The sequence below is a fragment of the uncultured Pseudoflavonifractor sp. genome (genome assembly GCF_944387805.1).
GTDB lineage: Bacteria > Bacillota > Clostridia > Oscillospirales > Oscillospiraceae > Pseudoflavonifractor.
On sequence record NZ_CALXGI010000006.1, the window covers coordinates 70,210 to 88,498 of the forward strand.

The window sequence follows — 18,289 nt, forward strand, 5'->3', positions numbered from 1 at the left end:
AACCGCCCTCAGCCATCCGGCCGGGGGCGGTTGCTCTAGGAGGTGCTTTTTTGAAGAGAGCAAACGGGAGCGGAACTGTGGTCAAGCTGTCCGGCCAGCGTCGGCGCCCTTACGTCGTGCGCGTCTCATTTCGGGATAAATATGGGAAAATCAAACAGGTGGCGCTCAGCTACCACAGCAAGGCCGCAGAAGCCCAGGAGGCGCTGGACGCCTACAACCGCAGCCGTGCCGCCGGGCTGGCCACAGCATCGACCCAGGCTCTTGCCACGGTTGGACAGGTCTATGAGGCGTGGTCGGCCAGGGAGTTCAAGAAGCTCAACCACGCCTCTATTGTCAGCCATAAGGCGGCCTGGAACCAACGCGTATCACGGTTTTCTGACCGGAAAATGCGGGACATGACGCTGGACCAGTGGCAGTCTCTTCTTGATGAGGATGAGGATGAAGGCCGCTCCCAGTCCCTCATCAACAATGACGCCATTCTCATCAAGGCCCTCTACAAGTACAGTATGGAGCGCGACATTGTCAGCAAGGACTACTCCCATTACCTCGATATTCCCTCTGTGGACCCTAAGAAGAAAAAGGGCGCCTTTTCAGATGTGCAGATCAAGCAGCTGGAGCAGCTGGCCCGGGAGGGGTTTCCCTGGGCGGACACGGCCCTGATGCTCTGCTACACCGGCTTCCGTATCTCAGAGTTTCTGGAGCTGACGGTCTTCTCCTATCATGCAGACGGCGACTACCTCCAGGGCGGCAAAAAGACCAGGTCCGGGAAAGACCGGATTGTCCCCGTCCATCCCAAAATCAGGCCGTACCTCATGGCCCGAATGAAAGAGGGCGGAGATACCATCATCAACAATGATGGAGGGAAAATAAACATCAACTGGTACAGAGATGTGGCATTCAAGCCAGTTGCTGCGGCGTTGGGCGTTCTGGAGGCCACCCCTCACTGGTGCCGCCACACCTTCGCCACGAGGCTCCATGCCGCCGGCGTGGATGAGCTGACCATGAAGTGGCTGCTGGGCCATTCCACCGAAGCGGATATTACCCAGCATTACACTCACGCAACAGTCGAGATCCTGAAATCTGCAATGCAAAAACTGGCATAAGCAACTAGCACAAAATAAATTGTTAGTAACAGGTTAATAACAAGTTCGTAACAGTAAATCCGTCAAAGCGTTGATATTACAGGATTTTTTGTTCTAATTCCTTTAAGCCTTTTTTAATCCTTCTTGGAAATCCGCCCGCTGCACCACAGGTCCGGCCTGCGCATATCTTAAGAGTGGAGGTTATGCTTATGTATCATCAAAAAGGATTCTGCGGCGCAGGCGGTTCCATCCCCGCCGAGATGCTGTATCCCGATTGTCCCTGTCCCTCCTGCTCTCCCCCCTGCCAGACTGTACGGATCTGCCCCATCCCCGGCCCCACCGGCGCAACTGGACCTGCCGGCGTGACCGGCGCCACAGGCCCCATGGGTCCCATGGGCATGCAGGGCCCTATGGGCTCTACCGGCCCCACAGGCTCTACCGGTCCCACAGGCCCTGCCGGGCCCTCCGGCGCGACCGGCCCCACAGGCCCGACCGGGCCCTCCGGCGCAACCGGCCCCTCTGGTCCAACCGGGCCCTCCGGCGCAACCGGCCCCTCTGGCCCGACCGGCCCCTCCGGCGCAACCGGGCCCACAGGTCCGACCGGCCCCTCCGGTGCAACCGGCCCCACAGGTCCGACCGGCCCTGCCGGAACACTGATACCTGGCGCGGCTGTGGCAAATGTGTCCAGCAACGCCAGTCTCCCGGTCCTGATTCAGTCTTACAACAGCCTGCTGGCCTCTCTTCGGGCCGCCGGCGTCATTTCCAGCTCGTAATACAGGACTCCCCGGGGCGAAAACGCCCCGGGGAGCCCTGCTTATTTGGGCATGTTCAGCCTTTCTGCTTCTTTGCCTTTTCCAGCGCGGCGCGGACCGGCTTTGCTTTTTCCTGCCGGTTGTTTCGGGCCAGGATGCCGGCAATCTGCCCTTCCGCCTGCTCCACCTCTGCCTTGAAGATACGGGCAGAGACACGAAGTGCGCCGTGCCCTAGTATGATAAGCTGCTCGGCGCTGTCCGAGGTAGCCACCCGCACGTGATGGTGCCTGCCCAGCTCGTAGGTGGCCCGCTCAATATAGGCGTCGGCGGTCTCCGCCTCCTTGGTGTAGACCACGTAGATATTGTGGTACTTGCTCACATCCCCGGTGTTGCGGGGCACCTTGTAGGCATCAAAGACCAGAATGACCACGCATTTGCGAAACCCCTGGTAATTGCTCAGGATGTCCATCAGCAGCTGCCGGGCGGCGTCCAGACTGGTGCGGGCCACCGCCTTCAGCTCGTCCCACGCAAAGATAATGTTATACCCATCCACCAGCAGATACTCCGGATCGGTGTCCCGCAGCGCCACCTCCCGCCGTTCCGGCAGCTCGGCGCGCTTTTTTCGGATTGGCTCCTGAGGGCGGAAGTCCCGCCGCTTAATGGGGCCGTAGGTCCGCTCAAAGATGGCCTGAAGCTCCTTGTCCTGGGCCACGCCGTCAGAATAGGTGGTGCTGGGGCGGTAAACCGGCACTTCCGCCTCCGGCTCCTCTTCCTCTCCAAGGCGCAGGCCGCTGTCCACATGCATGTGCGCCCGCACCTCGTTCCACTTGACAACCACACCCGCGCCGTGGGAGCAGAACACCGAGTCCGCCGGGTTGTCCGTATCCCGCTCACAGTCATATCCGATGGCCGCTACCACTTCGTCCTGGTTGTGGCAGGGCTCGTAGCCTTTCAGGGTGCAGAAGAGCCGCCCGCGGCCCCTGGTGTAGGACATAACCTCGGCGGCGTAATCCCGCAGGCCCGCCACCGGTGCGGAGCCGGTGAGCACTGTCTCCGCCCCATAAGTCTCCGGGCTGTCCGTCTCTCCGCCCATCCGCTGCAAATCGGTCATGGCCCGACCCACACACTCGGGGGGTATCTCCAGCCGGAAGCTGTACCAGGGCTCCAGCAGGATGCTCTTGGCCTGCATCAGCCCCTGCCGCACGGCCCGGTAGGTGGCCTGACGGAAGTCGCCGCCCTCGGTGTGCTTGACGTGGGCTCGTCCCGCTACCAGGGTGATGCGCATATCCGTGATGGGCGAGCCTGTGAGCACACCCAAGTGCTGCTTTTCCTCCAGATGGGTGAGGATGAGCCGCTGCCAGTTCCGATCCAGCATGTCCTCTCCACAGGCGGAGGCGAAGTGGAGGCCGCTGCCCCGCTCTCCCGGCTCCAGCAGGAGGTGGACCTCGGCGTAGTGCCGCAGGGGCTCAAAGTGGCCCACGCCCTCCACCGGCTCAGCGATGGTCTCCCGGTAGACGATGCTGCCCGCGTCAAAGGTGACATCCATGCCGAAGCGCTCCGCAATCACCTGCCGGAGCACCTCCAGCTGGACCTCGCCCATGAGCTGGATGTGGATCTCCCGCAGCTGCTCGTTCCAGACAATGTGGAGCTGGGGGTCCTCCTCGGCCAGCTCCCCCAGCTTGAGGAGTGCAGTGTGGGGGTCGCAGCCCTCGGGCAGCACCACACGGTAGGTGAGCACCGGCTCCAGCACCGGCGTCTCCCCCTCCGCCTCCCACCCCAGACCCTCGCCGGGTACGGTACGGCTCAGACCGGTGACGGCGCACACCGTTCCCGCCGGAGCCTCGTCCACCGGGGTGAATTTGGCGCCGGAGTAGATGCGGATCTGGTCCGCCTTCTCCTCCCACACCTTGTCCTCCGCCAAGGCGGCACGGCGGTTGGTGAGCAGAGCCTTCACCTTCAGGCTGCCCCCTGTCACCTTCAGATAGGTCAGCCGGTTGCCCTGGGGGTCCCGAGCGATCTTGTACACCCGTGCGCCGAACTCAGGCGGGTAATCCGGGCTGCTGCCGTATTTGCTCAGACCGGTGAGCAGCTCTTCCACCCCCTCCAGCCGCAGGGCGGAGCCGAAGTAGCAGGGGAACAGCTTCCGCGCCCGGATGAGGTCGGCGATGTCCTCATCCGCCACCTCGCCGGTCTCCAGGTAGCGCTCCAGCACATCCTCGCCGCACACGGCCACGTTCTCCAGCCAGCTGTCCCGGTCCTGTCCCGGCCCGAAGTCCACGCAGCCCTCGTCAAGCCGAGCCTTGAGGCCAGCAAGCAGAGCGGCCCGGTCCGCTCCCGCCAGGTCCATCTTGTTGACAAAGAGGAATACCGGCACGCCGTACCGCTCCAGCAGCCGCCAGAGGGTCATGGTGTGGCCCTGGACGCCGTCGGTGCCGCTGATGACCAGGATGGCACAGTCCAGCACCTGGAGGGTGCGCTCCATCTCAGCGGAGAAGTCCACGTGTCCCGGGGTGTCCAGCAGGGTGATGACCATATCCTCCAGGGGCAGCACCGCCTGCTTGGAGAAGATGGTGATACCCCGCTCCCGCTCCAGGGCATCGGTGTCCAGGAAGGCGTCCCGGTGGTCCACACGCCCCAGGCGCTTCAGGCAGCCGCAGGTGTAGAGCAGTCCTTCGGACAGGGTGGTCTTGCCCGCGTCCACGTGGGCAAACAGGCCTGTACAGAGCCTTCTCTTCGCTTTTGATTCTTCCGCCTGTTGGCCCATAAAAAACCGCCTCTCGCGGAGACACTGTCTCCGTCGTTTTCAGAATTTCGCCGGGCAGGGACTGCCCGGCACGCACCATTATAACACAGGAACCGTCCCCAGTCGAGACGCCCTTCCCTTCTTCAGCAGACAGAACGCCCGGAGCCGGGAAATTCCGGCTCCGGGCGCTCTCTTTGCGTCGGCATATTGAAAGATTGGGTTTACTCAGGCGGCCTTCTTCTCCTTCTTCCAGCGGCGCACGATGGCCACCACGCCCCAGATGATGAGGGCCGCGGCCACAACGTTCTCCACGATGAGGATGATGTAGTAATTGGCGAAGGGCAGCGCCTCCACGGCCACGCCGTGGACAATGCCGTTCATGGCGTTGGAGTTGACGGTGGTATAGAGAATGTGCTTGATGGCCTGGCGGGCGAAGTACTGGGTGGCGGGATTGGTCGCATCCAGGGGCGCGTCCACCTCGAAGCCGGTCAGCTTCAGGTCGCCGCCGGCCCGGATGCACTGCTCGGTGTCCATGACGCCGCCGCCATCGTAGTCGGTAATGACCGTGCCGTCAAAGCCCCACTCGTTGCGCAGCACGCTGGTGAGCAGGTGATAGTCGCCGCCCGCCCAGGTGCAGCCTATCCGGTTAAAGGAGGACATGACGCCCATGACGGCCGGAATCTCTGCCTCCGTCCGGGTGAAGGAATCGGTGACCTCATCGTACTGCTGAACCATAATGGTGGTCATGGGCCGATCCTCAATGCAGGTCTGGAAGGGCTTGAGATAGATCTCCCGGATGGCCTGTTCGTTGGAGAAGGTGGCCACATGGCTGCGGTGGTCCTCCTGGTCGTTGAGCGCAAAGTGCTTGATGTATGCGTACACGCCCTTCTCAGCGCAGGCGGTGGCAGCCTGGAGGGCCAGCTCGCCGGACATGAAGCCGTCCTCGGAGTAGTACTCAAAGTTGCGGCCGGCGAAGGGAGTACGGTGGATGTTCATGGCGGGGGCATACCAGCCGGAGATGATTCCGATATAGGCGTGGTTGCCCCAGTTGCCGTCGGCGGCCAGCGCGTCCTCACCCACATAGTAGCCGTGGAGGTAGGAGTTCTCCCGGTCCCAGCTGGCGGCCAGGTTGGTGGCGCAGGGATATGTGATGGAGTAGGGCTCGTGGGTGACGCCGCCCTCGTTCAGGCCGGAGGGGCCGTCGAAGTCAATGGCTCTGGGCTTGCCCATGTTGACGGACATCAGGGTCTGGTAGCCGCCGTTGCGGATGATGGTCTCCAGCTCGGCAGCCTCCATCTGGTCGATGAGGGCGTCCCAGCCGCCCTCGGCCTCCACCTCGTCAAAGTCTCTGCCCCGGAAATCGATAAGCTCCAGATCCCCGTCCTGGCCGTACACGCCGGCCATGGAGGCAGCCTCCTCCTCGGTCATGGGGTTGAGGGAGGCGCCGGCGCCCTTGGCCTTGATGGCGTCCCGGATGGTGTCGGACACCTCCACCTCCCAGGTGTAGCCGTTCTTCTCACTGAAGGGGCTCTTCCGCTGGCTGTCCTGATTGCCGTGGGTGGCGGGGAAGGTGCCCACCCAGTCCTGACGGGTCAGGTACTGGTCTCTGGGGGTCAGCTCGTCATAGCTGGCGTGGTCGAACTGGTTGGTGATGGTCACGCCCGTCTGGGAAATGGAGTAGGTCTCGTTGTCCACACCGTTGTTGTCCAGATAGGTGTAGGTCCACTTGCCCACAAAGTCCGGGTCGGGCTGGCCGAAGAGGCCGTCGGTCTCATGGCCGGCATAGGCCAGGAAGTTGTTGTTGGCGGCGTGGGCGTTGGCCGCGGCGGTCAGCAGGTAGTCGCCCGCCTCCAGGATGTAGGTCTTGGCCATCACGTCGTCGTAGGAGATGAAGTCCTTCTGGTTCACGGTGATGGTCACGGTCTCGGAAGCTCCGGGCTCCAGGTCATCAGTCTTTTCAAAGCCCACCAGGGAGACGGAGGACTTTTCAATGTGGTTGGCCCTGTCGTACTCGGTGTAGGGGGCGTTGAGGTAGACCTGCACCACGTCCCGGCCGGTCACATCGCCGGTGTTGGTGACGGTGACCTGAATCTGAATGTCGCCGTTGGCGTCCATGTCGCTCATGGTGAAGTCGGACCACTCAAAGGTGGTGTAGGACAGGCCGTAGCCGAAGGGGTACTGCACCACCTGGCTGTAGTCGTAGTCACCGGCGTTGCCCTGCTCCAGCATCTTGTCAAAATAGCGGGTCTCGTAGTACTTGTAGCCCACGTAGATACCCTCGTCGTAGAACACGCCGGCCTCCACGTCCTGGCCGTTGTTCACCAGCATCATGTCGCCCATGTTCTGCATGGCGGGAGAGGAGAAGGCATCGTAGGCGAAGGTGTCCACCAGGTGGCCGGAGGGATTGACGTTGCCGCTGAGCACGTCGGCGATGGAGCGGCAGGTGTCGCCGCCGGCGCCGGGTGCCCACAGGACGGCGGTGATGTTCTCGTAGTCCTTGACCCAGCCCAGCTCAAAGGCGTTGTTGGTGTTGACCACGATGATAACGTTGTCGAAGTTGTCGTTCAGGTACTGGATAACGCCCAGCTCCACGGAGTCGGGCTCCAGGTAGTGCTTGTCCTTGTCCTCTTCAATGTCGGTCCAGTCGCCCATGTAACGGCCCAGGTCGCGGCCCTCACCGCCGGTGCGGGCGATGAAGAACACGGGGGTGGTGCCCACGGCCTCATCCTTGGCCGCCTGGGGAATGGCGGAGATGGGGGCCTCGTTGATGGACCAGTCCTCGGCGCCGCCGTACATTATGGCGCCGCCGCCCCGGGTGTAGGTGCTGTGGTTGTCGCTGTAGAACTTCCACAGGGACTCATTGACGGAGAAGCCCTGCTCGGTGAGGGCGGTGCGCATGTCGCTGGAGATGGTGCTCACGCCCGAGCCGGTGCCGCCGGCCAGCAGGTCCACGGAGGAGGCGGAGAACAGGCTCAGCTTGGAGCCCGCCGCCACAGGCAGGCCCTTGCCGTTTTCCGTGTTGTTGTAGAGGAGCACAAAGCCCTCCGCTCCGGCCTTGCGGGTATAGGCCTGTTCTGCGGCCTGGAGCTCGCCGGAGTCGGTGATGTCCCGGGTGTAGTACTCCGCGTCCACCCCCGCAGGGGCTCCGCCGGTCTGGAGCTTGGTCTCTCCGAAGATGTCCCGGAGCACCAGGTCAAAGGAAGACGTGGTCACTACGGTAAGCACCACTGAGAACGCCAGCAGCACGGCCAGCAGAGGCGTGAGGACCGCGGTAAACGCCCTGGCGCTCAACTTTTTTCTCTTTTTCTTTTCCATGAAATTCCCTCCAGACTAACGGTTCACTCTGCGCCCAGCTCCGCGCCGTGGGCAGAGGTCTTGACCCACTGGTAGTCCGCCTGGCTGTTCTCAGCGGTGTACTCGCCCATCCAGCCCTCGGCATCCTCGGTGCCGCACCAGAAGTTCATCAGGATGCGGCCGGGGGTGGAGGGCATGGGACCGTTATCCTCCGTGTTTACGCTGTAAACAGCTTCGCCGTCCACAAACCAGGTGATGGAGTCCTCCTCCCAGCGGAAGCCGTACTCGTGGAACTCCTCGGAGGCGTCAAAGCCCAGCTCATACCAGTACTCATGGCCGCCCTGGCCGTCCACATAGTAGTTGAACTGCACGCCGGTGGTGTCCTTGCCCAGAAACTCGATGTCGATCTCGTCCCAGGGGTTGGGTTCGCCGTCAACAACGTCGTAGGAGCCGGTGCAGGTGAAGAAGGTGCTGGCAGTACCCGCATCCTTGGAGGGCTTCATGCTGACGGAGTAGTCGCCGTAGCCATAGTAGAGGCCGGTGCGCATCTCACTGCCATAGTAATCCTGCTCCACCTCATCCCCGGCCGGGGTGATGCCCAGGTGCAGCTGGCCGTCGGAATAGGTGACATTGCTGCCGGTCCACCACACATTGAACACGCTGCCGTTGGACCAGCCGTCAGAGGGGAACATGGCCTCCGCGGCGCCGTTGGAGAAGTCGGCCAGCACTTCGCCGCCCAGAGGCTCAGCGGCGGGAGCCGCGGGGGACGCGGAGGGGGAGGCGGCGGGTGTGGTCACAGCGGGAGATGCGTCATTCGACGGCGTTCCGCCGGCAGAAGGGTTTTCGCTGCAAGCGGCCAGAGACAGGGTCAGCGCCGCGGACAGGATCAGTGCGGGAACGTTCTTTTTCATGGATTCTCTCTCCTTCTCAAATTGTGGCCGCGGCGCGCGTGTTCGAGCACGAATTGTGGTAACGCACGTCCCCAGCCTGCTGACCACAATATAGCAAAAGGAACACCCCTTGGTAATGGGTGTTCCTTAAACTATCATATTTTTTCGTAATCTGTATCTGCCGCCCTAAAATCGCCGGTGCTGAAGAGAATATTGAGATGGAATATCCCGTCGCTGGTATAAGTATTCAGCTCTCCCTTGTATTTATGGACGATCATGCGGATGCTGCGCATTCCGAAGCCATGGTAGTTCTTGTCCGCCTTGGTGGTCATGGGCAGCCCGTCCGCAAAGATGATCGCGCCGTCAAAGTAATTTTCCTCCTGGATGATGAGCATGCCGCCTCTGGCCTTTACCGACAGGTTGATCACCCGCCGCTCCTGCTGCTCCAGGTGCTTCACCGCCTCCAGGGCGTTGTCCAGCACATTTCCGAAGAGGCAGTAGAGGTCGCTGTCCTCCAGAAAGGAAAGCTTCTCCCCGTCCGCCATACAGGAGAGAGTAATGCCGTTCTGCTCGCAGTAGAGGCTCTTTTCCGTCAGCAGCACGTCCAGCAGCCGGTTGCCCGTCTCGATTTTGGCATCGTAAATGGCCACGCTCTTCCGGATGTCCTCCACCGCGCCGGGGGACAGCTCTCCTCCCCGGGCGGCCAGCGTGGAGAGCCGGTACCGGATGTCGTGGCACTTGACGTTGATGAGCTCGATGGTGTCCCGGGAGATCTCATACTGCCGCTGGCTCTGCCGGACCGCGTGCTGGAGATAGGCCACCTCCTGCTTGAGCTCCCGCTGTTCAACCGTGCGGGAGGCCAGCAGCAGCACGATCATGCAGCACATGACGGAGATCAGGTTGCCCGACTGCCGCAGGACAAAGTACTCCACCATGTCAAACTGATTTTCCCGCCCCACGCTCAGCCGGGCAAAATAGATGTCCTCCACCGAGCACAAAATGGCGGTGATGACCAGGATGAGCAGGGAGATGGCCAGCAGCTGCTGGTCCAGCTGCCAGCTGTTCACCGGCCAGACCACCCGGCGGATGAAAAAGACGTACACCGCCGCCACCGCAATGGCGAAGATGAGATAGTAGGTCAGGCGGTAGTACAGGTCAAAGCGCAGGCCCCAGCCGTCGCTCACATTCACCAGCCAGCCGCACCACACCAGCAGATACAGCTTGTAGCACAGGTTCTGGGCCGCGTAGGCCACGCTGCAGCAGAACAGGACGGTGGAAAGGGATTCTGCAAAGCACAGCTTCATGTGGACAATGGTCACGGCGAACAAGGCGAGGTACATCGCGCTCCGCCCCAGCACCGTATCCCCGCACAGCCGGTAAAATCCGGCGGCCCCAAAGGCCACGGCCAGCACCCCGCACAGGCCGCCCAGGGCTTTCAGCCAGAAGCGGGGCGCCCGGTTCAGCTTCCAGGTGGTGAGCACATAGAATACATAGAGCTCAAAGAGAAACTCCAGAATGATATTTCTGTAAATCAGGAGGACCTCGCCCATTTTCACTGTCCTCCCGCGGAGCCGGCGTACCAGTTGGACAGCTCCGCCAGGAAAGCCGCCCGCCTGGGCCGGCTGATCTGGAGCTCGGAGTCCCCCACCTGTACAGTGCATCCCTTCACCCGCACTACAAATTTGGGGTTGACCAGATAGCACTTGTTGCAGCGCAGGAAGCCGAACGCCCGCAGTTCCTGCTCCACGCCGGACAGCACGCCCGTCATCTCGATCACATCGTCAATGAGATGGTAGCACAGGCGGTGATTGGAGATCTCCACATACATCAGCTTGTCGGTGGAGATGCGGCACAGCCCGCCGGGGGCGTTCACCGTAAAGCTCCGGTTCTCGTTCATGATGTAGATGTCCAGCGCCTTTTTGAATTTCAGGGAAAAATCGTAGTAGCTCACCGGCTTGACCAGAAAGCTGACCGCGTCCACCTCATAGCCCTTCAGGGCGTATTGAACCAGGTTGGTGATAAAAATAATGGACACGTTCTTATCCAGCCTGCGCAGCTCCACCGCCGCCTCCATGCCGTCCTTTTTGGGCATCTGGATGTCCATGAACACAACGGCAAAAACACTTTTGTAGTCCTTGAGGAACTCCTCTCCATTGCAAAACCGGGTTACATGGAACGTCTGTCCCTTCTCAGCGGCATATTTTTCTATATATCCGTTCAACCGCCGGGCAGCAGCATCCTGATCTTCCACAATGGCAATATTTCTCACGTTTTCTCCTCCCCTTACCGCATCAACAGGCACACATGCCGGGCGGCAAACGCTCTGTTTGAAAAAAGGGGGCCGCTGCATGCTCGCTCAGCCAGGCTTGTCCTCCCCGTCCAGCACCTCCCGGATGAGGAACCGGGGGCGCGCCTTGGTCTCCAGATAGATCTTCCCGATGTACTCGCCGATGACCCCGAGAGACAGCAGAATCAGGCCGCCAATGGCCCAGACAGAGCAGATCAGGCTGGCCCAGCCCAGAATGGTCTCCCCCATGGCCCAGCGGATAATGCTGTAAATCAGCATGAGAATGGACACCAGGAACACCAGGAAGCCCAGGCCAGTGATGTACCGGATGGGTTTGGTGGACAGGCTGGTAATGCCCTCCATGGCAAAGGAGAGCATCTTTTTCAGGGGATACTTGCTCTCGCCGGCGAAGCGCTCCCCCCGCTCGTACTCCACCACGGCGGAGGTGTATCCAATCATGGGCACGATGCCCCGGAGGAACAGGTTGACCTCCCTGAACTGCGCCAGACCCTCCAGGGCCCGGCGGGAGAGGATCCGGTAGTCGGCGTGGTTGAACACAGTCTCCGCCCCCAGGAAGTTCATCAGGCGGTAAAAGCCCTCGGCAGTGAAGCGCTTGAAAAAGGTGTCCTTTTTCCGGGAGGAGCGGACGCCGTAGACAATGTCGCAGCCTTCATGGAACTTGTCCACCATGGCGTCCACGGCGTCGATGTCGTCCTGGAGGTCGGCGTCCATGGAGATGGCCATGCCGCAGCGGTCCTTGGCGGTCATGAGCCCGGCCAGCAGGGCGTTCTGGTGGCCCCGGTTGCGGGACAGGTCCACCCCGGAGAACACCGGGTCGGAGCGGTGGAGGGCGGAGATAATCTCCCATGTCTTGTCCTTGGAGCCGTCGTTGACGAAGAGGATGCGGCTGTCCGGGCCAATCTTCCCCGCCCCCTTCAGGGCCTCCACCTTGGCCTTGAGCCGCCTGGCCGTCTCAGGGAGCACTTCCTCCTCGTTATAGCAGGGGACGACGATATAGAGGGTATCATTCATCTTCTTTGTCCTCACCAAACATTGAAATTTCCAGTGCGTCGCAGATTTTCATGAGGAGTGCAAGGCTGGGCGTGCGTGCGCCGGACTCTACCTGATTGATGGCAGGCTGTGAAACCCCCACCAGTTTGGCCAGTGCGCTCTGGCTTAGTCCCTTCTTTTCCCGTTTTTCCCGGATAATTTTTCGATAGTCCTGCAAAATCCTCACCTCATTGGTATTATATAGCTGAAAGCTATATCCGTAAACTATAACATATAGCAATAGTTTTTCTTGACTTGCATATTGCTGTATGTTATAACCGTAGTGAGGTGATCCTATGACCCCCACCGTGGAACTGATGCAGAATACTGCTCTGGAACTGTGCCGCCGGGCGCTCTCCGGCAGCCCGGAGTACCGGGCCATGTCGGCGGAGGCAGACGCCCTCCGGGCCCAATTCCGAAAAGAGCACCCGGACGCGCTGTGCGCCCGGGTGCTGCAAATCCTGGATGCCTGTCTGGCCCTCTCCGCCATGGAGGGAGAGCAGCTCTTTCTGACCGGGCTCCAGATGGGTCTGGAGCTGGGCGGGCTGGACTGCCTGCCCAGGGATATCCCCCCTATTCCTCCAGCCTGCGGCGGAGATAGGCCATGGCCTTTTTCTCCACCCGGGAGATCTGAACCTGACTGACCCCCATAATTCTGGCCGTCCTGTCCTGGGTCAGGCCCCGGAAGTACCGCAGCACAATCACCTGCCGCTCCCGGTCAGGCAGGCTGCTCACCGCCGCGCGCAGGGCCTCCCGCTCCACAATGCCCTCCTCCATGCCCTCGGTGCCCAGCACGCTCTCCAGGGTAAAGCCGTCCCCCGTCTCCATCTGGAGCGAGGCCACAGGGGCGTTGGCCTCTTCAGCGGCGGCAATCTCCTCCGGCTCCAGGCCGGTCTCCTCCGCCAGTTCGCTGAGGGTGGGCTCCCGGCCCAAGTCGGCCTGAAGCCGGTCACGGGCAGCGCGGATGCTCCCCGCCCGCTCCTTCAGGCCCCGGCTCACCTTCACCGCGCCGTCATCCCGGAGAAAGCGGCGGATTTCCCCGGCAATTTTGGGCACGGCGTAGGTGGAAAACTGGCAGCCGAAGGCCGGGTCATAGCCCCGCACCGCCTTGAGGAAGCCCATACACCCCAGCTGGTACAGGTCCTCCGGGTCCACGCCGCGGCCGTAGTACCGGCGGACGATGCTCCAGATGAGGCCGCTGTTCTCCTCCATCATCCTGGCGCAGGCGTCGTTGTCCCCCTGGCGGGCCGCCTCCAGCAGGGACTGGGTATCCGCCGCCATCAGCGCCCGCCGCCGCTGTACCGGCGGGAGATCCGGCGCCGCATGGTGACCGTGGTGCCCTTTCCCGGAGCGGAGCGCACCCGCAGGGCGTCCATAAAGCTCTCCATAATGGTGAAGCCCATGCCGGAACGCTCCTCGCTGCCGGTGGTGTACAGGGGCTGCCGGGCCTTCTCCACGTCCTCGATTCCCACGCCCCAGTCCTTCACCACAATCTCCAGCACCCCGTCCTCAAACAGCCGCAGCCGAAGGGACACCTTGCCCAGCCGGTCCGGGTAGGCGTGGACAATGGCGTTGGTTACCGCCTCGCTGACTGCGGTCTTGATGTCGTTGACCTCGTCCAGAGTAGGGTCCAGCTGGGCGGCAAAGCAGGCTGCCGCAGTACGGGCAAAGCCCTCGTTGGCGGAGCGGCTGAGAAAGGAAATGGCCGCCTCGTTGATTGGTTTCATATGTAAATACTCCTTCCGTATTGGGTTTCCCACCGCCGGAGCGCCTGCCGCGCTCCGGCGGTCCGTCCCCTATTCAAAGCGGATAATCCGCTCCAGCCCCGCCGCCCGCAGCACCTTGAGGGCCTGAGGCGGCACATTGGCCACCGTCAGGGCGCCCCCCAGCTCCGCCATCCGGCGGTAGGCCCGCAGCAGCACCGCGATGCCCGAGCTGTCCATAAAGGTCACGCCGCTCAGGTCCAGGGTGAGCCGCCGGGGCAGCCCCGCGTCCACCTGGCGGTCCAGCTCCTGCATGATGGCCCGGGCGCCGTGGTGGTCCACCTCCCCCGACACCGTCAGCCGCAGATTCCGGTCCTCACCGGTACAGGTCACTGACATAGTTTGTCCCTCCTGTGCGTTGAAATACCTGCCTGCCCCAAAATCAGGGCAGAAAAATCGCCATATACCATTTTCTGGTATATGGCGATTATAATGCATATGGGCCGCGCTTTTGGTCGAATTCCCTATTGAGTCCACGAGAATTCCGTAAAGAGCCACTTGCCTCCCACTTTTTCATAGGGGAAGGCGGCGGAAACGGTCTCCGCCGGGCGGGCGCCGTCGGGCCAGGTCAGGGTGCCGGCCAGGCGGCAGACCAGCTTTGTCTCGCTCTCCTGCTCCACCCAGACCTCTGCATCCGTCAGCGCGGGGGCATCGCTGGCATTCTGGGCGCAGCAGAGGGCGCCGTCCACGTCCCGGTAAAGGCCCGTGTTCAGCAGTGTCTCCGCAATCTCATCGGAGAAAATTCCCTTCAGGTACATCCGCAGGTCCAGCAGCGTGGAGAACCGGCTGTCCGTCACTGGATACCACACGCTGCCGTCCTCCGCTGTCCTGGCGGCGGCATCCGCTGCCAGAGGCGCACCCTGGAACCATCCCCAGGCCTCCAGGGCCCGCGTAAACTGGATGCGGGCCTGCACCCGGGGCTGCTGGACATACACGCCAAAAGCGTCGTCCCGCTGCATACGGTACACGCTGCCGCTGCGCATGATGACAAACCAGCCGCTGCTCTCCTGGGTCACGGCGCCGCCTGTATAGCTGGGGTGGAGGACCCACATCTCCTCCCCAATGCCGGGGATGCCTGCGGCCCAGGCGTCAAACCAGCTCTTCAGCCGGTTCTGGTTTTCCCAGTCCCCGGTGTAGGACGCCAGATACTCCCCGCACAGGTCCAGCAGCCCCTCCCGGTCCAGCAGGGTCTGGGCGGCCACCGTCCAGTCCCCCTCCGGGTCGGCGGATTGGAGCATCACATTCACCAGTTCGGCCGCCACGTCCTCGGGAGCCATACTCCCTGTGGCGTCCTCATAGAAATACACGTCGGGCTGGGACAGGGGCGTTCCGTCCGTCCCCTCCCCCTGGTCGTCCACCGAGCCTCCGGGCGCATAGTCGGCAAACCAGTAGCCCCGATCCAGCGCATACCACTGGCTGTTGGACAGGCTGTCTGAATACCTGTTCCACAGCTCCTCCGCCAGAGCGCGGCAGTCCGGCGTACCGGTAATCTGGGGCGGCTGGCTGTCCGCCGGCGCAGGAGGGGGTGTGCGCTCGGGCGCGGGACTCGCTTCCGGCTCCTCCTCTGTGGCAGGCACGGGGGAGGCCACCTGCTCCGGCGTTCCAGTTGGAATCCCACTGTCTGAGGGCATAGGCTGTTCCGTCTCCCCCGCAGGCCGCGTTCGGCACCCGGCGAGCAGCAGAAGCAGCATTATTGTGAGCACAGCAGCCTGCTTTCTCATGCCGACCCCTCCTAAATCTGGTGATGGCTCCTCTGGTTACAGGATATCCCCCTGCCCCTCATTCACCGCCCAGCAGGAACGGAAACCTGTATCCGCTGTTATATGGTATGTTATCATACCTGTTTTCTCTGCTTCTATCAACGCTAATTTGTAAACTTTTTGGAAAGTACGCGGCGGCAAAGCCTCTTCTGCTCCACATAAGTCCCCCGTTCTCGTTTTTTCGACCCTTTGAAGCAAAATGCAAATTTTCCTGCATCCAGTGAAAACATTGTGCATGACGCTGTTTTGTGCGGATGCAGGCGGGCGGCGCTTTTCCTCCAAGGCGCCTATGGGCGCTTTGCTTATCCGCCCTTGGCGCGCCATAAAAACGCCGCCGGAGACGCAGATCGTCTCCGGCGGCAGAGGGTACAGCACGTTACATGTTGGAGAGTTCTCCCTCCAGCTTGGCCACCAGCTCTTTGAGCTTGACGGACCGCTCCCGCTCGGCCTCCACCACGTTGGCGGGGGCCTTGTTGACAAAGCCGGGGTTGTTCAGCTTGGTCTCCAGCTTGTCCAGCTCGGCACGGTTCTTCTTGAGCTCCTTTTCCATGCGGGCCTTCTCCTTCTCCATGTCCACCAGCTCGGCCAGAGGAATGGAGATACGGGCGGCATGGGTGATGACGGTGACCATGCCCTTGGTGTCCTGGTCGGCGTCGGTGACGCCGGTGATGGTCACGTCGCTGGCGTAGCCCAGCCGCTTGAGGAAGGGAATGCCCGCCTCAAACACGCTGCGCTGCAGGGTAGACACGGTGACATGCGCCTTCTTGGAGGGGGGCACATTCATCTCGGAGCGGCGGGTGCGGATGGCGCCGATGGCGTCCATGATCATCTCCATGGCCCGCTCCTCGTCGGGGAAGTCCAGGGTCACGCTGTGCTCCGGCCACTTCTGGAGCATCAGGTAGTCGCCCTCGTGAGGCAGCGCCTGCCAGATCTCCTCGGTGATGAAGGGCATGAAGGGGTGCAGCAGCTTGAGGATCTGGGTCAGCACATAGCAGAGCACCTTCTGGGCGTTGACCTTGGCCTCCTCGTCGTCACCCTGGAGGCGGGCCTTGGTCAGCTCGATATACCAGTCGCAGTAGGAGTCCCAGATGAAGTCGTAGATCTTCTGGGCCGCCACGCCCAGCTCGTACTTGTCCATGTTCTCCGTCATATCGGGGATGAGGGCGTTGAGCTTGGAGAGAATCCAGCGGTCCTCCATCTCCAGCTTCTCGGGCAGCTCGCACTTGTCGATGGTCAGGTTCATCATCAGGAAGCGGCTGGCGTTCCAGATCTTGTTGGCGAAGTTGCGCATGGCCTCGCACCGCTCGGTGTAGAAGCGCATGTCGTTTCCGGGGGAGTTGCCGGTGACCAGGTTGAAGCGCAGGGCGTCGGCGCCGTACTTCTCGGCAATCTCCAGGGGGTCGATGCCATTGCCCAGGCTCTTGGACATCTTGCGCCCCTTGTCATCCCGCACCAGGCCGTGGATGAACACGGTGTGGAAGGGGGGCTTTCCGGTGTGCTCGCAGCCGGAGAAGATCATGCGGGCCACCCAGAAGAAAATGATGTCGTAGCCGGTGACCAGCACGTCGGTGGGATAGAAGTACTTGTAGTCCTCGGTCTCCTCGGGCCAGCCCAGAGTGGAGAAGGGCCACAGGGCGGAGGAGAACCAGGTGTCCAGCACGTCCTCCTCCTGCTTGATGTTCTTGGAGTGGCAGTGCTCGCACTCGGTGGGGTCCTCCTCGGACACGGTGATGTGGCCGCAGTCGGCGCAGGTCCAGGCGGGAATCTGGTGGCCCCACCAGAGCTGGCGGGAGATGCACCAGTCGTGAACGTTCTCCATCCAGTTGACATAGGTCTTGGAGAACCGGTCGGGGACAAATTTGACCTCCCCGTCGTTGACCACCCGCAGGGCCTCCTCGGCCAGCGGGGCCATCTTTACGAACCACTGGGCGGAGATGAGAGGCTCCACGTCGCTGTGGCAGCGGTAGCAGGTGCCCACGTTGTGCTGGTGGGGCTCCACCTTCACCAGGTAGCCCTGCTCCTCCAGGTCGGCCACGATGGCCTTCCGGGCCTCGTACCGGTCCATGCCGGAGTACTTGCCGTAGCCCTCCACCACCTTGCCGTTGTCGTCCAGGACGCGGATGGTCTCCAGGTTGTGGCGCAGGCCCACCTCAAAGTCGTTGGGGTCGTGGGCGGGGGTCATCTTCACGCAGCCGGTGCCGAACTCCATGTCCACGTAGTCGTCGGCCACAATGGGCATCTCACGGCCCACCAGGGGCAGGATGCAGTGCTTGCCCACAATGTCCTTGTACCGGCCGTCGTTGGGGTTGACGGCCACGCCGGTGTCGCCCAGCATGGTCTCGGGCCGGGTGGTGGCCACGATGACATAGCGGCCCTCCTCGCCCTTGATGGGGTAGCGGATGTGCCAGAAATAGCCGGGCTTGTCCTGGTACTCCACCTCGGCGTCGCTCAGGGCGGTGACGCAATGGGGGCACCAGTTGATGATGCGGCTGCCCTTGTAGATGAGGCCCTTCTTGTAGAGGGAGACGAACACGTGGCGCACGGCCTTGCTCAGGCCCTCGTCCATGGTGAACCGGGAGCGGGACCAGTCGCAGGAGGCGCCCAGCTTCTTCTGCTGCTCCACGATGCGGCCCCCGTACTTGTTCTTCCAGTCCCACACCCGCTCCAG

General features: G+C 62.1%; 15 protein-coding genes. 3 read left to right on the forward strand and 12 right to left on the reverse strand.

Annotated elements, in window-relative coordinates:
- Positions 1 to 50: 50 nt before the first annotated feature.
- Both Q0K06_RS03180 and Q0K06_RS03185 read left to right on the forward strand, forming a co-directional pair.
- Positions 51 to 1,103 (forward strand): site-specific integrase, encoded by a 1,053-nt coding sequence (locus Q0K06_RS03180; RefSeq protein WP_294548493.1) that lies wholly within the window; start codon positions 51 to 53, stop codon positions 1,101 to 1,103.
- A 188-nt stretch (positions 1,104 to 1,291) separates the two neighbouring features.
- Positions 1,292 to 1,855: a hypothetical protein gene (locus Q0K06_RS03185; RefSeq protein WP_365924474.1), complete on the forward strand. Its 564-nt coding sequence runs from the start codon at positions 1,292 to 1,294 to the stop codon at positions 1,853 to 1,855.
- A 55-nt stretch (positions 1,856 to 1,910) separates the two neighbouring features.
- On the opposite strand, the gene Q0K06_RS03190 is transcribed toward Q0K06_RS03185, so the two are convergent.
- The 7 genes from Q0K06_RS03190 to Q0K06_RS03220 form a co-directional block, all read right to left on the reverse strand.
- The gene (locus Q0K06_RS03190; protein ID WP_294548495.1) at positions 1,911 to 4,598 is read right to left on the reverse strand and encodes a TetM/TetW/TetO/TetS family tetracycline resistance ribosomal protection protein; all 2,688 of its coding nucleotides are present in this window, start codon (positions 4,596 to 4,598) and stop codon (positions 1,911 to 1,913) included.
- 204 nt (positions 4,599 to 4,802) lie between these two features.
- Positions 4,803 to 7,892, reverse strand: coding sequence for a glycoside hydrolase family 3 N-terminal domain-containing protein (locus tag Q0K06_RS03195; RefSeq protein WP_294548497.1), 3,090 nt, complete (start codon positions 7,890 to 7,892; stop codon positions 4,803 to 4,805).
- Positions 7,893 to 7,915: 23 nt separating this feature from the next.
- Positions 7,916 to 8,782 (reverse strand): glycoside hydrolase family 16 protein, encoded by an 867-nt coding sequence (locus Q0K06_RS03200; protein ID WP_294548499.1) that lies wholly within the window; start codon positions 8,780 to 8,782, stop codon positions 7,916 to 7,918.
- Between the two features lie 134 nt (positions 8,783 to 8,916).
- Positions 8,917 to 10,311 (reverse strand): ATP-binding protein, encoded by a 1,395-nt coding sequence (locus Q0K06_RS03205; protein WP_294548501.1) that lies wholly within the window; start codon positions 10,309 to 10,311, stop codon positions 8,917 to 8,919.
- Positions 10,312 to 10,313: 2 nt separating this feature from the next.
- Positions 10,314 to 11,030 carry a LytTR family DNA-binding domain-containing protein gene (locus Q0K06_RS03210; protein WP_294548503.1) on the reverse strand — a complete coding sequence of 239 codons (717 nt, stop codon included), beginning with the start codon at positions 11,028 to 11,030 and terminating at the stop codon, positions 10,314 to 10,316.
- Positions 11,031 to 11,117: 87 nt separating this feature from the next.
- Positions 11,118 to 12,080, reverse strand: coding sequence for a glycosyltransferase family 2 protein (locus Q0K06_RS03215; RefSeq protein ID WP_294548505.1), 963 nt, complete (start codon positions 12,078 to 12,080; stop codon positions 11,118 to 11,120).
- Entirely contained in the window at positions 12,073 to 12,276 is a 204-nt protein-coding gene (locus Q0K06_RS03220) for a helix-turn-helix transcriptional regulator (protein WP_148317524.1), read from the reverse strand. Before Q0K06_RS03220 ends, Q0K06_RS03215 begins: the two co-directional genes overlap by 8 nt.
- A 118-nt stretch (positions 12,277 to 12,394) precedes the next feature.
- On the opposite strand from Q0K06_RS03220, the gene Q0K06_RS03225 reads away from it, so the two are divergent.
- Positions 12,395 to 12,742, forward strand: coding sequence for a hypothetical protein (locus Q0K06_RS03225; protein WP_294548508.1), 348 nt, complete (start codon positions 12,395 to 12,397; stop codon positions 12,740 to 12,742).
- On the opposite strand, the gene Q0K06_RS03230 is transcribed toward Q0K06_RS03225, so the two are convergent.
- The 5 genes from Q0K06_RS03230 to Q0K06_RS03250 all read right to left on the reverse strand — a co-directional run.
- The gene (locus Q0K06_RS03230) at positions 12,672 to 13,379 is read right to left on the reverse strand and encodes a sigma-70 family RNA polymerase sigma factor (RefSeq protein ID WP_294548510.1); all 708 of its coding nucleotides are present in this window, start codon (positions 13,377 to 13,379) and stop codon (positions 12,672 to 12,674) included. The genes Q0K06_RS03225 and Q0K06_RS03230 overlap by 71 nt on opposite strands.
- A complete protein-coding gene (gene spoIIAB, locus Q0K06_RS03235; protein WP_294548512.1) occupies positions 13,379 to 13,825 on the reverse strand; it encodes an anti-sigma F factor in 447 nt (148 codons plus the stop codon). Before spoIIAB ends, Q0K06_RS03230 begins: the two co-directional genes overlap by 1 nt.
- A 69-nt stretch (positions 13,826 to 13,894) precedes the next feature.
- A complete protein-coding gene (locus tag Q0K06_RS03240) occupies positions 13,895 to 14,200 on the reverse strand; it encodes an STAS domain-containing protein (RefSeq protein ID WP_294517767.1) in 306 nt (101 codons plus the stop codon).
- A 125-nt stretch (positions 14,201 to 14,325) separates the two neighbouring features.
- Positions 14,326 to 15,582 carry a hypothetical protein gene (locus Q0K06_RS03245; RefSeq protein ID WP_294548514.1) on the reverse strand — a complete coding sequence of 419 codons (1,257 nt, stop codon included), beginning with the start codon at positions 15,580 to 15,582 and terminating at the stop codon, positions 14,326 to 14,328.
- A gap of 415 nt (positions 15,583 to 15,997) precedes the next feature.
- On the reverse strand, positions 15,998 to 18,289 hold a 2,292-nt coding region (locus Q0K06_RS03250), incomplete at its 5' end, for a valine--tRNA ligase (protein WP_294548516.1).